At 35.4% G+C, this 16525-nt stretch carries 8 protein-coding genes; 7 read left to right on the top strand and 1 reads right to left on the bottom strand.

Going from position 1 to position 16525, the window contains the following annotated elements:
• Nucleotides 1-21 precede the first annotated feature (21 nt).
• Nucleotides 22-3306 (bottom strand): TonB-dependent receptor, encoded by a 3285-nt coding sequence (locus Q9Q97_RS07525; protein ID WP_306155943.1) that lies wholly within the window; start codon nucleotides 3304-3306, stop codon nucleotides 22-24.
• A 250-nt stretch (nucleotides 3307-3556) separates the two neighbouring features.
• Here Q9Q97_RS07525 and Q9Q97_RS07520 point away from each other — a divergent pair, with 250 nt between their 5' ends.
• The 7 genes from Q9Q97_RS07520 (at nucleotide 3557) to Q9Q97_RS07490 (ending at nucleotide 16322) form a co-directional block, all read left to right on the top strand.
• The gene (locus Q9Q97_RS07520) at nucleotides 3557-4306 is read left to right on the top strand and encodes a DeoR/GlpR family DNA-binding transcription regulator (protein ID WP_306155942.1); all 750 of its coding nucleotides are present in this window, start codon (nucleotides 3557-3559) and stop codon (nucleotides 4304-4306) included.
• 298 nt (nucleotides 4307-4604) lie between these two features.
• Nucleotides 4605-7520, top strand: a complete 2916-nt coding sequence (locus Q9Q97_RS07515) for an FAD-binding and (Fe-S)-binding domain-containing protein (protein ID WP_306155941.1) — start codon at nucleotides 4605-4607, stop codon at nucleotides 7518-7520.
• A 25-nt stretch (nucleotides 7521-7545) separates the two neighbouring features.
• Entirely contained in the window at nucleotides 7546-8373 is an 828-nt protein-coding gene (locus Q9Q97_RS07510; RefSeq protein WP_306155940.1) for an alpha/beta hydrolase family protein, read from the top strand.
• Nucleotides 8374-8876: 503 nt separating this feature from the next.
• Complete coding sequence (locus Q9Q97_RS07505; RefSeq protein ID WP_306155939.1) at nucleotides 8877-10712, top strand: PQQ-binding-like beta-propeller repeat protein; 1836 nt, start codon at nucleotides 8877-8879, stop codon at nucleotides 10710-10712.
• 308 nt (nucleotides 10713-11020) lie between these two features.
• Nucleotides 11021-12502, top strand: coding sequence for a glycoside hydrolase family 10 protein (locus Q9Q97_RS07500; RefSeq protein ID WP_306155938.1), 1482 nt, complete (start codon nucleotides 11021-11023; stop codon nucleotides 12500-12502).
• A 9-nt stretch (nucleotides 12503-12511) separates the two neighbouring features.
• Complete coding sequence (locus tag Q9Q97_RS07495; protein ID WP_306155937.1) at nucleotides 12512-15013, top strand: beta-N-acetylhexosaminidase; 2502 nt, start codon at nucleotides 12512-12514, stop codon at nucleotides 15011-15013.
• 4 nt (nucleotides 15014-15017) lie between these two features.
• Nucleotides 15018-16322, top strand: a complete 1305-nt coding sequence (locus tag Q9Q97_RS07490) for a serine hydrolase (RefSeq protein ID WP_306155936.1) — start codon at nucleotides 15018-15020, stop codon at nucleotides 16320-16322.
• Nucleotides 16323-16525: the final 203 nt, after the last annotated feature.

Genomic DNA, 16525 nt, shown 5'->3' with positions numbered 1-16525 from the left:
TTTTAAATTTTAAATACCTTTTTAGAAAGCAAGTTGAATACCAAATGATATCGTTTTAGAATAAGGGAAAGTTCTTCCCCATGCCGCTTCAGTTTCATTAATCTCAGGATCTACTGGTAATTTGCTGCTTTTCCAAGTCGCTAAGTTTAAGCCAGAAACATATGGTCTAATTTTATCGATTCCGATTTTTTCGGTAATGCTTTTAGGAAAAGTATATCCAATCGTTACAGATTTTAAACGTAAATAAGACATGTCTAATAAATAACGTGACTGTGCCACAAAGTTGTTAGATCCAGGTGCATAAGTTCCAAAAGCATTTCCAGCATGGTTAGGGTACGGATTAGGGAAATAAGCATCTGTGTTTTCTGGTGTCCAGTAATCATTCTGGTTTACATACATAGCATCTGTTCTATTGTAGAATGGCAATACTAAATCAGAAGTTGCCCAGTATTCACGTTTACCAACTCCTTGAAAGAAAGCATCAATGTCAAATCCGTATAAAGCACCTCCTAAACGAATTCCGTATTGGTAACGAGGAGTTGTATTTCCAATAACTTTTAAATCTCCAGGTTTAAGAGCTGTTCCGTCTCCTCTTGAGATTACACCATCGCCATCTAAATCTTTATACATTACATCTCCAGCGCCAAATTTGAAAGCACCAGTTCTAATATTTTTATAATCAACACCATTTACGATTAATCCAGTTGCATCAATTTGATCTGTAGTTTGAATCAAACGATCTGTTTCTAATCCCCAGATTTCGCCCAATTTTTGACCTGCGTAAAAAGATGTAGTTGAGATCAGTTTCGCAGAGTTGTTCCATTCTGTTACTTCAGTAGTATTGTCAGAAAGCGTTAAATCTGCATAAACGCTAATGTTTTGGTTAATTTGTTTGTTAAAGTTAAGCGCAAGCTCCCAACCTTTTGTTCTTAAGTTTCCAGAATTTGTATTAGCAGCAGCCTGACCAAATGAACCAGGAAGTGTTTTACCAGGAGCTAACATTCCTTTAGTATCTCTTTGATAATAGTCAAAAGTTAATCCAAGCATATTAAAGATACGAATATCAATACCAATATCCTGAGTCGTTACTTTTTCCCAAGTTAAATTCGGATCAACGTTTGTTGGCTGATTCACAGTTGGAGGAACAGTTGAACCGCTTCCTATCCAATAAGGGTTAGGATTAGTAGTAACATTCGTCATAACTGGTAAAAAGGCATTGTTAGCAATATTCTGATTTCCGATTGAACCGACAGATCCTCTAATTTTTAAATCATTTAACCAGCTTTTTGTACCTTCCATGAAAGCTTCTTCCGAAATTCTGTATCCAACAGAAGCAGAAGGGAAGAATCCCCATTGCTCATTTGTAGGGAATTTTGACGAACCGTCATAACGTCCGTTTACCTCCAAAAGATATTTTCCTTTGTAGTCATAATTCACACGTGCAAAGAATCCGGCAATAGCATATCTTGATAAACCTGGGTTTAAGATATCATTAGCCACAAGAGGTGCAGTAAATTGATCACCAATAGCTAGATTAAATTCTGGTTTGTTTTTATCCAAAAGTGTATTTCTACGCGCATAGGTTCTTTCTTGATCGTACCACTCCGTGTTTAAACCGCCTAATGCTTTAAAGTTGTGGTTTTCACCCAAAGTTTTAGTATAATTTGCATAAATATTGGCTACATTTCTAGTGTAAGATGTTTTAGCTTGCGCAACAAAATCATTTCCAACTTCCATAGAGGTAGGTTTTCCTGCAACTAAGTCAGCAGCACTTGTCCACCAGTCCCAAAGCGGCACTTGTCCACCATTCATTTTAAGGCTCGAAAAATTATTGTTTATACTATATTCTCCAATAAGATTAAAGTCTTTTGTAATTTGAGCAGTAAGTTTTCCGCTTATCCTCATATCATTTGACTTATTCTCATTTTGAGATGCGTTTGCCATATAACCTGGCGCATGTCTGAAATAAGTGCCATTGTAAGTACCATAAGGGAAATAAGAACCCCAACGCATGTAGTATCCAAAATATCCATTTCCAGCCGTATCAACACCGTTGTTATAGTAGTTAAAAGGAGAATTATATTCTTGAAAAGTTCCCAATACTTTAAAATCTCCAGTAAGCCAGCTTGTTAATTGAGTAGTCATACCCATATTAAGACTGAATCTTTGATTGGTTTCGGTATTAATTTTCATTACACCATCTTGATTAGCAAGACCTAATGAAACAATAAACGAACTTTTTTCTCCCAAAGAACCTTGAGCTGATAAATTGTGAAGCGTTTGTATAGCATTCTTTTTTAGCATTTCAGCGTGCGGATCCCAGATTCTGTAAAAATATTCTCTACCACCAATTACGTCAAAATCCTCTCCTAAAATCATATTTTTATCATTAGGATTTCTTGTTGCAGCATATTTTTCTTTCCAGTTAATAATACCTGGCAATAATGTTTTGTAATTCATTCCAAAAGACTCTGGATTGGCATTACCCGCTCTAGCTTGTGCCTCGATCATGGCAGGAAGCTCTACTGTAGGATCATTAAATTGAATCAAAGAAATTGGGTTGCTAATACCAGTATTTACACTATATGCAAATCGTACTTTACCTTTTGCGTTTTTACCGCTTTTAGTTGTAACCAATATAACTCCAAATGCAGCACGTGCACCATAAATAGAAGCAGAGGCAGCATCTTTAAGAACAGACATAGATTCAACATCTTCTGCATTTAATAAAGAAAGATCACCCGGAACACCGTCAACTAAAATAAGTGGCGATCCTGAAACCTCTCCGTTTACAATAGTTCCGGCTCCACGAATATTTATTTTGGATTGTTTACCGATGCTACCTGAATTATAAGTAATATTAAGTCCTGGAGTAGTTCCCTGAAGACCTTTTGTAATATCTGTAACAGGAATACTTCCTAAAGCTTTTTTTACATCAACTTTAGCAACTGCACCAGTAAGATTTGCTTTCTTTTGCGAAGAGAATCCCACGACAACTACTTCATCTAACTTTGCAGCGCTTTCTGCCATGTCAACGTTGATTTTCTGTTGTCCCTCAACTTTCACTACTGCAGTTTCAAAACCCATGTAGCTAAAGCTAAGGCTTCGTCCAGAAGCAACACTAATGCTGTAGTTTCCATCAAAATCTGTAGTTGTGCCATTTGATGTTCCTTGAATAAGGACACTAACTCCAGGAAGAGGAAAGCCATCCTTCTTGTTTTTTACTGTTCCAGTAACCGTTTTTGCTTGTCCAAATACTGTTTGAATGCACAAAAACAACACTGAAATAAAGAGTAATTTTTTCATGATTAATCTGGTTTTTTATGGTTGTTGTTGAGCAAATATATTTAATTATTGCATACAAATGCGTTATTTTGTATTATTTTTCGAAAATAATTTTAAATAACGCAAAATAACGCAAATTTTGATTCGAATTATTTATTTGATTTATTTTAAAAATTTAATAAATGCATGATTTTGCAGTTTTAAGGGTCTTTTCTGATATAATTTGAAATATTTGATATATTTGTGATGAATTTTAACTTTTATAAAAAACATGCTGAAAGCCGAAAGACATAAATATATAATGACTAAGCTTATTGAAGACCAAAAAGTTGTTACAACAGATTTAGCTTTGGCTCTCGATTTGTCAGAAGATACTATAAGAAGAGATTTGAACGAATTGGACAGTAAAAAGCAGTTGGAGAAGGTCTACGGCGGTGCAGTTCAAGTTAAAGAAAAACCTGCAAATGTATTTGACATTGCGATAACTTCTGAAGAGGAGAAAAAGAAAATTGTAACAAAAGCATTGTCTTTACTTCATGACGATCAGGTTATTATAATGAGCGGAGGAAGTACAAATTTGGTTTTTGCAAAGTTAATTCCTGCTGATTTAAAAGCTACCATATATACTTATAGCTTGCCAATAGCCATGCAATTATCTCAGCATCCTAATATTGATCTGATTTTTATTGGAGGGAAAATGCAGAAAAATGCAATGGTAACAATAGGTATGGATGTAATTCAGGTGGTGTCTAAAATTAAAGCCGATATTTGTTTTATCGGAGCCAGTAGCATCAATATAAAACAAGGACTTACAGAAGTGGGTTACGAAATTTCTATAGTGAAAAAAGCAATGATAGAAGCTTCTGACAGAGTAGTTTCGATGTTTGCTTCTAATAAATTAAATACCAAAATGCCACACGGCGTTTGCGATCTTACGCAGTTGGACACAATTGTAACCGAATTGGATCCTGAAGATGAAAGGTTGGACGAATATAGAAAATCTGGCGTTTTTATCTTATAATCTAAACGTATCTAAAATACTTTTTGCGTTTTGTTGCGTTTTTGTAATTTTATTATGTTAAAAAACGCAAAATAATGTATTTATATCTTTTTTGTATCTATATTTGTTAAAACTAATATTGTTAGTCAAATATATTTATGAAAACCATTGCTTCATTTGAAGGGAGTTCAAAGCTAGGCACTTTAATAAATATTGATTTCTAATTAAAATTAGAATTTGTTTTATTATCGATCAGTTTTTAAAACTGAGTTCAGAAATAAAACAGTTATTAAAAACCAAAAGCAACACAACCAATTCAATGTCCGATTTTCTTCAACTACAAGAATTAGAAAACTCCTTAGAAGGAACTCTTTTTTATGATGAACTTCATAAAAAAATATACGCCACAGATGCCTCTGCTTATAGAATTATGCCTCTTGCTGTGGCGATTCCGAAATCAGAAAATGATATTGTCAATATTATTCGTTTTGCTTCCAAAAATAAGATTTCAATAACGCCAAGAACAGCTGGAACTTCGCTTGCGGGACAAACGGTCGGAAGCGGAATCATTGTCGATGTGTCAAAACATTTCAATAAAATTGTTGCTTTTGATCGCGAAAATAAAACGGTAACCGTTCAGCCGGGAGTAATTCGTGACGAGTTAAATTTATATTTAAAACCGCACGGATTATTTTTTGCACCCACAACATCTACCACAAATAGATGTATGATTGGCGGAATGGTCGGAAACAATTCTTCAGGAACAACCTCAATTCGGTACGGCGTTACCAGAGATAAAATTGTAGAAATAAAAGCCGTTTTAAGCGACGGATCTACAGCGGTATTTAAAGATTTAACTTCTGAAGAATTTATTGCCAAAACAAAAGGAGATTCTTTAGAAAGTAAAATTTATAAAACGATTTACGAAGAGCTTTCGAACAAAGAAAATCAGGAAGAAATTTTAAGAGAATTTCCAAAACCAGAAATTCATAGACGAAATACAGGTTATGCAATTGATGCATTACTAAAATCAGAACTTTTTTCGGGAACAGAAAATACTATCAATTTAGGAAAACTACTTTGCGGAAGCGAAGGAACTTTGGCTTTCACCACAGAAGTTACTTTAAAAGCTGACGATCTTCCGCCGACGAATACTATTATGGTTGTGGCGCATTTTCATACTATTCAAGAAAGTTTAGAAGCGGTCGTTGTAGCCATGAAACATCATTTGTACACTTGCGAAATGATGGACGATACGATTTTAGATTGTACCAAAACCAACAGAGAACAGTCTAAAAATCGATTTTTTATTGTGGGCGAACCGAAAGCAGTTATCATGCTAGAAGTAGGATCGCACATTAGTATGGAAGATGCCGAACTACAAGCGGATGCTTTGATTAAAGATCTTCAGATTAATAATTTCGGATATGCATTGCCAAAAATTTACGGAGCTGATATTGACAAAGTAAACGAAGTTCGAAAAGCGGGTCTTGGACTTTTAGGAAGTATTGTTGGAGACGACAAAGCAGCCGATTCTATTGAAGACACCGCCGTAGAACTAAGCGATTTGCCAAATTATATCGCCGAATTTGCAGCCATGATGGAAAGTCAAGGACAAAGCGCGATTTATTATGCACACGCTGGAGCAGGAGAGTTGCATTTGCGTCCGAAAATCAATTTAAAAACAAAAGATGGATTACGTCAGTTTAGAAATTTATCGACTGAAGTGGCTCATTTAGTAAAAAAATATAGAGGTTCACTAAGCGGTGAACACGGCGACGGAATTTTGCGCGGAGAGTTTTTGCCTTTTATGATTGGCGAAAAAAACTACGAATTGCTGAAACGAATCAAAAATGCATTTGATCCCGATACTATTTTGAATGTTGGAAAAATTGTAAATGCTTCAAAAATGGATGAAAACCTGCGTTTTGAAGCCGGAAGAGTAGAACCGGAGATTAAAACGATTCAGGATTTCTCTGATAGTTTGGGAGTTTTACGTGCGGCAGAAAAATGCAACGGTTCTGGCGATTGCCGTAAAATGCCGTCAGCGGGCGGAACTTTATGTCCGAGTTATCGTGCTACACGAAACGAAAAAGATACTACTCGTGCACGTGCCAACGCTTTACGCGAATATCTGACGAATTCTGAAAAAGAAAATAAATTTGATCACGAAGAATTATATAAGGTTTTCGAATTGTGTGTGAGCTGTAAAGCCTGCGCCAGCGAATGCCCAAGTAATGTGGATGTAGCGACTTTAAAAGCCGAATTTTTATACCAATATCAAAAAGCAAATGGTTTTTCTTTTCGAAATAAAATATTTGCTTTCAATTCCAAATTGAATGAATTGGGAAGCATTGCGCCGTCTGTAACCAATTGGGCTTCTAATCTTTCTTTCGTTAAAAAAAGAATGGGAATTGCCCCTGAAAGACAAGTGCCTTTACTGGCTCCAAAAACGTTTAGAAAATGGCATCAAGCCAATAAAAAGCTTGATGCGAATAACGCTTTTGAAAATGGCAGCGTTTATCTTTTCTGTGATGAATTTACCAATTATTACGATGTTTCTGTCGGAATTGATGCTTACGAATTATTAACAAAACTAGGCTACAGAGTAATCGTAATCGATCATGAAGAAAGCGGGAGAGCTTTTATTTCGAAAGGTTTTCTAGAAGAAGCACAGGAAATCGCCAATAAAAATGTCAATACTTTTAAAAATATAATTTCAGAAAATACGCCTTTAATCGGTCTTGAACCTTCGGCAATTTTAACTTTTAGAGATGAATATTTACGATTGGCTGGAGATAAGGAAAGTGCCGAAAAAATAGCCAAAAACACTTTTACGGTTGAAGAGTTTTTCAAAAGAGAAATTACAGACGGAAAAATTCACGCAGGACAATTTTCTGAAAAAGAGAAAAATATAAAGATTCACGGACACTGCCATCAAAAATCATTGAGCAGTGTTGAAGCTTCTTTTGCGATGCTGAATATTCCAAAAAATAATACGGTTACCATTTATAATTCGGGCTGCTGCGGAATGGCGGGTTCATTTGGATATGAAAAAGAGCATTACGAAATCAGTATGAAGATGGGAGAAGATACGCTGTTTCCGAAAATCAGGGCAACAGAAGCAACAACAGCAATTGCCGCTGCAGGAACCAGCTGCCGCCATCAGATTTTTGACGGAACAAGCAGAAAAGCCCAACATCCGGTTACGATTTTAAAAGCATGTCTGAAATAATTATTTTAATTGAAATTCCAATAATATGAAGAAAACAATCTACATCTTAATCTTTTTAGTTTCGCTATTTTCTGCCAAAGCAGCGCAGGTAGATACTATTCAGGTTTATAGTGCTTCGATGAAAAAGAACATCAAAACTTGTGTGATGCTTCCTGATAGTTATAAAAAAAGCAGTGAAAAATTTCCTGTAGTGTATCTTCTTCATGGGTACAGTGGTAATTATGGTTCTTGGGCAAAAGATTTTAAAGAACTTAAAAGACAGGTAGATTTATATAATTTTATTGTAATTGGTGTAGACGGAAATTATTCTAGCTGGTATTTTGACAGCCCAATTGACCCTACATTTAAGTACGAAACTTATGTAACGGCAGAATTGGTTCCTTACATTGACAAAAACTACAAAACAATTTCAAGTCGTGAAGGCCGTGCAATTTCTGGTTTGAGCATGGGCGGGCATGGTGCTTTATACTTATCGATTAAACATCAGGATATTTTTGGAGCAGCGGGAAGCATGAGCGGCGGAGTAGATTTTCGTCCGTTTCCTGATAACTGGGATATTAAAAAACGCCTTGGAACTATAAATGAATTTCCAGAAAATTGGAATAAAAATACAGTAGTCAATATGCTTGATTTACTGCCAAATAATAGTTTAAAACTAATTATTGATTGTGGAGTTGACGATTTTTTTATGAATGTCAACCGAGATCTGCATGCCAAAATGCTGGCAAAGAAAATAGATCACGATTATATCGAGCGTCCAGGAGAACATAATCTTAAATACTGGGAAAATGCTTTAAAATATCAGCTTTTGTTTTTTCATGATTTCTTCAACGAAAGTGTAAAAACAAAGTAACATAAAGTGCATTGCGAAACTACCGATAATTCGCAATACATAAATTTTGGTTGGTTATCCCTAACAGGTTTTTTTAAGCCTGTTAGGTTTTTTTCGCAACAGATTCACGAATTAAATCTTTTGAATCTGCGAAAGCAACGAGAGGAAAGAATAGCCACAGATTGTAAAATTAGAAGTTTTTTTTTGCCACAAATTTCACAAATTTCAGCAAATTAAATCTGCTAGATCTGCAAGAGAAAAACTTTGCGAACATAGCGCAAATCCTTGTGTGCTTTGCGGTTAATTTTTAGCCACAAATTTCACAAATTTCCGCCAATTAATTTGCTTAATCTGTGAAATCTGCGAGAGAAAAACTTTGCGTCTTCGCGTCTTTGCGAGATAAAAAAAAACAAAACTTTGCGAACATTGCGTAAATCATTGCGCGCTTTGCTGTTAAGTGACACAGTGAATTCCGAAATAAGAACTGTTTAAAATAAATTATTGCTAATTAACTAAAAAGAACCATGAAACATCTATTTTTCAGAATACTATTGCTTTTTGTAATAACATCTGGATTTTCGCAGAATGCAGAAAAAAAGGAAATTATAAAATTTGTTCAACTTACAGACTTGCACGTTTCTGTAGGGAATGATAATGATTTTTTACTTCAAAATATTGTAAAAGAAATTAATAACTCAGATTTTGAATTTGTAATCGTAACCGGAGATTTAACCAATCGCGGTGCTGATGACGAGTTGAATGAAGTGCATAAAATACTTTCGACACTAAAGAAACCGTACTATGTAGTTTCAGGAAATCATGAAACCAATTGGAGCGAAAGCGCTGGACTGACGTATAAAAAATTGTGGGGAGAAGACCGATTTGTCTTTTCAAAAGGGGATTATGTTTTTATCGGATTTCCGTGTGGACCTTACATGAAAATGGGAGATGGATTTGTTAAACACGAAGACGTACTTTGGCTGGATAAAACATTGCAGGACAATTTAAAAAACAGCAATAAAAAAGTATTGAATTTTGCTCATTATCCTTTAGATAACAGCGTGAGCAATTATAAAGAAGTGCTTTCAGTTTTACAAAAATATCCAACTGTAGCTACTTTTTGCGGTCACGGACATACTTTAAGAAAATACGATTTCTCTGGTTTGAGTGGTTTAATGGGAACATCGATTACTTCGCTTGACGGAAAAACAAAAAGCTATAATGAGGTTATTGTAAGTAAAGATAGTATTCGCATTTATCAGAAAGAGCTCGATAAACCTGGCGTTTTTAAATTTGCTGTTCCATCAACACCTTCAAAAATTGAAATTCCGAAAGATAATCCAGCAAGCTTAAATCCTTTTATAAAAGATATTGCCTCAATTTACAATCTTCCGGCGTTTGATAAAAAGAACCTTTATTTTACAAATTCGCTTGGCGAAATTCAATCGGTTAATTTGAAGAATAAAGCGGTGAATTGGAAAATACAGACAGGAAATTCACTTTATTTTTCTCCAATTGTAGTCAAAAATAATCTGATTGAAGGCACAATCGAAGGCAATATTTTAGGAATCGACACGCAAACAGGTAAGCAAAAATGGAGCACTTCTGTAGGTGGTGTTTTGGTTGGCTCTCCAATTGTTGAAAACAATAAATTATATACTGAAAGTTCGACTGCATTTGTTTGTGTTGATGCAGTTACAGGAAAATTGCTTTGGGAAAATAAACTGCCAAAATCGTATTCGCAAGGAATTCCCGTAATACATGGCGATAAAATTATTTATGGAGTTTGGGATTCTTACATTTACTGTCTTGATAAAAACACAGGAAATCTGATTTGGAAATGGAATAACGGAAACGAAAACCAAATTTTATACTCAGCTGGAAATGTTAATATGGTTGCAACAAAAAAGAGATTGTATTTTGTTACGCCTCAACGATTTCTGACTATTTTAGATATTGAAACCGGAAAAACTCTTTTGAGAACTAATAAATGGAAAATTAGAGAATCGATGGGGAAAAGCGAGGATGGAAAATGGTTTTACGGTAAAACAATGGAAGGCGAGCTTGTAAGAGTTCCGCTAAGTGATGACTTGGAATTAACAGAAGAAAATGTAATTGCCCAAAGTAAAGTTTTGGATTTGAAATTAGGTTACGAGCACAATCCGGCAGGAATAATTGAGAAAAATAATAATATTTATATCGGAAGCCGAAAAGGGGAAGTGATTATTGTAGATGCTGTAAAATTTGAAATTAGCAAAGTGCTTAATTTAGGAAGTTCAAGCGTAAACGGTTTTTCTGTCGACAATAACGGAAAAGTGTGGACATCACTTATTGAAGGCGGAATTTACAAATTGGACTAACTTTTAATAGTTTTTTGCCACAGATTAAAAAGATTAAAAAGATTAAAAAGATTTTTTTGCCACAAATTACACAAATTTACACAAATTAAATCTGTTGAATCTGCCAAATCTGCCAAATCTGCGAGAGAAAAAAATAGCCACAGATTAAAAAAACTTTGCGTCTCTGCGACTTTGCGAGATTAAAAATAAAGATTGGCTAAAATAAACTTAGCGACTTTGTGCGATTTAAAAAAAAACTTAGCGAACATAGCGTAAACCCTTGCGTTCTTTGCGGTTAAACATAACGATACTAACCCAAAATAATAATTATGAAAACCATAAAAATCATAATTCTAGTTTTACTGATTCAAACCAAAATTTTCAGTCAGCAATCTCCAAAGAGAGAAATGCGTGCAGCTTGGATTTCTACAGTAGAAAACATCGACTGGCCGTCTAAACCAGGTTTATCAGACAAAGAAATGAAAAACGAAATGATTGCCCTTTTGGATAATCTTCGTTCGTATAATCTGAACACCGTAATTTTTCAAATCCGCCCAACTGCCGATGCCTATTACAAATCGACAAAAGAACCCGCTTCGCATTGGATAACCGGAACTCAAGGCGTTGCGCCAGGTTTTGATCCGTTGCAAATGATGATTGATGAAGCAGGAAAACGCGGTATGAATGTGCACGTTTGGCTGAATCCGTATCGTGTGCAGAAAGATACGGTGAGAGATGTGCTTTCAAAAAATCACTTATATTTTAAAAAACCAGAACTTTTCCTGACTTACGGAAAATCTCGATATTTTAATCCAGGTTTACAAGAAACTAGAGATTTTGTGTGTTCTGTAGTGGGCGAAATTGTTCGCAACTATGATATTCAGGCAATCCACATGGACGATTATTTTTATCCATATAAAATTGAAGGACAGGAATTTCCAGATAATAAAGCTTTCGCTAAAGAACCACGTCAGTTTAAAGACAAAGACGATTGGCGAAGAGATAATGTCGATTTAATTATCAAACAAATTAGAGATACCATCATTGCCAATAAACCAGAAGTTGAATTCGGAATTTCGCCTTTTGGAGTTTGGAGAAATATCGCCAAAGATTCTCAAGGCTCTAAAACGAATGCAGGAGCTACAAACTATGACGATTTGTATGCGAATATTTTAAAATGGCAAAAAGAAAACTGGATCGATTATGTTACGCCTCAATTGTACTGGCATATTGGTTTTGACCGCGCCGATTTTGAAGTTCTGGCAAAATGGTGGGCAGAACATAAATATGGCGCCAATGTGTATGTTGGTCATGGCGATTATAAAATTTCGACTACGGCAAAAGAACCAGAGTGGAGAAGTCCCGATCAAATTGTAAAACAGATTGAAATGATTCGTAAACTGCCTCAAATTGAAGGTTCGATGCATTTTACCGCTTCTAATTTTCTGAAAAAAGGAGATACATTGAGAAAACCACTTCTGCAAAAAGAATACAAATACATCGCTTTAACCCCAGAAGCAAATAGAATTACAAGACTAAAACCAGAACCGCCAACTAATGCGGTGATTGCCAAAAAAGGCGATAAAGCGGTTTTAACTTGGAAAGTGGCATTTAACGACAAGAAATACGTGATCTACAGATTTCCAAAAGGAAAAATAACCGATTTCTCAAATCCTGAAAACATTTATTACGTGACAACAGCTTTAAAACTAGAAGTGCCAAATGCTGATTTGGAAAACTACGTTTATGCGCTCACCGCTTTGAGTCAGACCCAGACAGAAAGCAGTCCGATTGAATTTTCAGTAAAATAAAATATAGAGATGAGAAAAAGTATTCTTCTAATTGCCCTATTTCTAAGTTCGTTAGGTTTTGTACAAGCCCAAAAATTAGATATGATTCCGAAACCTGTTTCCGTTCAGCAAAGCGCTGGACAGTTGGTTTTGACTTCGCCACTAAAAATAGTTGTAGATAAAAAACTAAAAAACAGTGCCGATTATATTGCTGCAAGTCTTTCAAAAAATACAGGAATTAATCCGATAGTTTCAATTGGAAAAAAGCACGGAAAAAATAGCATTTCATTTTTAGTCGATAAGAAATTAAACCTTCCGAATGAAGGCTATCAATTAGAAATAAATGAAAAAGGAATTTTTGTAAAAGGAAAAACTGAGAACGGAGTTCTAAACGGACTTCAGACTTTAGTCCAAATTTGTTCTGCAAAAGAAGTCAAAAAAGGAACTGTTCCGTTTGTAAAAATTGAAGATTATCCTCGTTTTGACTGGCGCGGAATGATGCTCGATTGTTCAAGACAATTCTTCGATAAACAAACGGTAAAAAATTATATCGATTGGCTTGCGGCTCACAAAATGAATGTTTTCCACTGGCACTTAACCGATGATAACGGCTGGAGAATCGAAATAAAATCGATGCCCGATTTGACCTTAAAAGGCGCTTGGCGTGGTCCAGGCGAAGTTTTACTGCCCTCTTACGGTTCGGGAGACAAACGTTACGGAGGTTTTTATACACAAGAAGACATTAAAGAAGTAGTCGCTTACGCAGCCAATCGCGGAATCTCCGTAATGCCAGAAATTGAAATTCCGGGGCATTCGCGTGCGGTAACGGCTTCGTATCCAGAAGTCGGTTGCGCTATAACGCAAGAGCTGAAAAGTGTTCAAGGCGAAGTGAAAAATGTTTGGTGCGTGGGTCGCGAAGAAAATTATGAACTTCTAGATAACATTATAAAAGAAGTTTCTGGATTATTTCCTTTTGAATATATTCATGTTGCAGGAGACGAAGTGAATCGTGCCAACTGGGAGCATTGTCCAAAATGTCAAGCTTTGATGGCGAAAGAAGGATTTACAGACAGTTTTCAGCTTCAGAATTATTTCTTTAGAAGGGTTCAGAAAATTGTCGATAAATACCATAAAAAAACAGACGGCTGGAATGAAATCCTGAAAGGTGGAGAAATCGACCCAAATACGCTGATTTCTGCTTGGCAGGGAATTAGTTACGGAATCGAATCGGCTAAAAAAGGGTATAAAACCATTATGATGCCGGGACAATTTACGTATTATGACATGGCACAATCGGAAACAGAACGCGGCCATCGTTGGGCGGCAATTACCGATACAAAACGTGCGTATTCGTTTGAACCCATTCCAGATGCTGACTTAACGCCTGAAGAACAAAAAAATATAATTGGAGTTCAAGGTGCTTTGTGGAGCGAATATTTAGATCGTCCTGCAAGAATTATGGAATACCAAAGTTATCCGAGAATTTGTGCTTTATCTGAAATTGGCTGGTCTAAAAAAGAAGATAAAAACTGGGATGATTTTTATGGAAGATTGACCAACAGCCACTTGCAAAGATTGGCCGATATGGGAATCGCTTTTAGAGATTTTCCTCCAACAGCCATTTATAAGAACGGAACGATTACCGTAACACCACCTTATGAAGGCGCCGTTGTTCGATTTGACAAAGACGGAAATGAGCCAACAAGACAATCGCCTTTGTATACAGAACCAATTCAAACGAAAGATTACGAGCAATACAGGTTTATAGTTTTCTTTAATGAAACTTCGGCAAGTCCTGCGGTAAAAGTAGAAAAATTGCCAGTTGCCAATTGGAATACTTCGAAAGTAGAAGTTTTGACCATTTCAGAAAACATCACCGAACATGTGGATAAAAAGGGAATTTGGTATTTGAGTTTTAATCCAACTGATGATGGCGCAAATGGAACAATTAAAAATGTTTCACTTTTTGAAAATGATAAATTATTGCAGACGTATTCAGATGAAAAGTCTTTGAAATCAAAACCTCGTTTGAGATTTGCGATTGAAAATTATAATGAAAAAAATACCTATAGATTAGATTTTACAGTTGAAAATAAAGAAGAGAAAAAGTCGGATGCAAACGTAAAATTCAACTGTTCGCCATATCTGGAACCAGAAGTGAAAGTGACTTCTTCGATGGCAGAAAATCCGAAGTTTCCAATTTCAAATCTGCAAGATTATAATGAAGAATCCTATTTGCGTACCGATGTACCGTGCAAAGACGGCGACTGGATTTTGTACACTTTTACGAATCCGGTAACTTCCTCTAAAATTGATGTTTTAACTGGAATTCCTCATCACCCGAGATTTATAATAAACAATGGTTTTGTCGAGTTTTCATATAACGGAACTGATTTTATAAAAGGCGATAATTTTGATTACGGAAATGCATCAATTTATCCGAAACAGCCTGTAAAAGCAGTCAGAATAAAAATTACAGGAACCAATAACGAGCCTTTGATGGCAGGACAGGACTTAAAAATTAATCCATAGAAATATGAAAAATATATCGATCAAAATTGTAATTGTCTGCCTGATTTCTTTTGGAATAAAGGGGTATTCTCAGAAAAGCGCCAAGAGTTCTTTTGATGTAAAACGAAATGAAGTTTGCATTGATTCGATGATGACCAATGCGCTAGAAAAAGGCTTTTTTCCTGGTGCGCAGATTATAGTGGGAACTAAAGAAGAAAATCTAATTTATAAAAACTACGGTTTTCATGATTATACCAAAAAGCTATTGGTAAAATCAGAAGATGTTTTTGATTTGGCTTCAATGTCTAAAGTTTTAGGAGCGACTTTGGTAACTATGCGTTTGGTTGGTGATGGAAAACTAAAGCTTACAGATCAAGTTGGCGAAATTGTTCCGATGTACAAAAACACAGCCATTGCCGATTTGACACTTTTTGAATTGCTAACGCATACTTCAGGATTAACGCCAAGTATTACTTTTTATCAGGCGTTGCTTTCTACGCCAGACAATTCGCCTTTGCTGAGCAATCAGAAATCAGAGCAATATGTTGAGCCGTTTGATATTATGTTTGTCAATAAAAACATTGTTTACGATTCAAAATATCTCTCTTTCGAGTCAAAAGAAAACTGGATTCAGGTTTATAAAAACATGTGGTTGAATCCAGAATTTTATCCTTCGGTTTATGACAGGATTGCAAAGGCAAACACCAATCCGAGAGGCAAATATTTGTATAGCGATTTGAATCTTCTTTTGGTGAAGCAAATGATTGAAACTAAAACAGGAAAGAAATTAGATTACTTCACAAATGAAATTTATACAGAATTAGGCATTTCAAAAATTGGCTATAATCCGTTAAAATGGACTTCGATAGATGATGTCATGCCGACTGAAGTAGATAATCTTTTTCGAAAAGATACCATAAAAGGTTATGTACACGATGAAGCGGCGGCAATTTTTGGAGGCGTTTCTGGAAATGCAGGTTTATTCGCCAACGCAGAATCGATTGCCGTAATCTGCAAAATGCTTCTGAATAACGGAACTTATAAAGGAAAACAAATTCTAAAACCGAATGTCGTAAAAGAGTTTACAGATTCGCCTCTCGCAAAAAATGGAATTTATCGCGGTTTGGGCTTTGACAAAAGAAAGCCAGACGAATTTTATAAAAAAGATGATTTCGGCCATACAGGTTTTACAGGAACTTTCTTTTTCATGAATCCTGATAATGGAAGGTTTTTAATTATCCTAACCAATCGTGTAAACCCAACGCGAACAAATAGATTAATGTATAAAGACGATTTTACGGCTAAAATTTGGAGACAAATTAATAGATAAGTTTTTGCCAAAGATTGAAAGGATTAAAAAAGATTTTTTGTTTCACGCAGATTAAATTGATTTAAGCAGATTTTCTAAATAAAAAATCTGCAGAAATCTTTATTCGATTTCTAAATCTGCTGTATTTGCAAAATCTGCGAGAAAAAATGCCACAGATTGCAAAGGTTTTTTGTCTCTCGCAGATCCCGCAGATTTAGCAGATA

Origin of the sequence: Flavobacterium sp. DG2-3, assembly GCF_030730925.1 — a bacterium.
Taxonomy (GTDB): Bacteria; Bacteroidota; Bacteroidia; order Flavobacteriales; family Flavobacteriaceae; genus Flavobacterium.
Note: the sequence above shows the minus strand (reverse complement) of the source record. Positions and strands in the feature narration are given on the sequence as shown.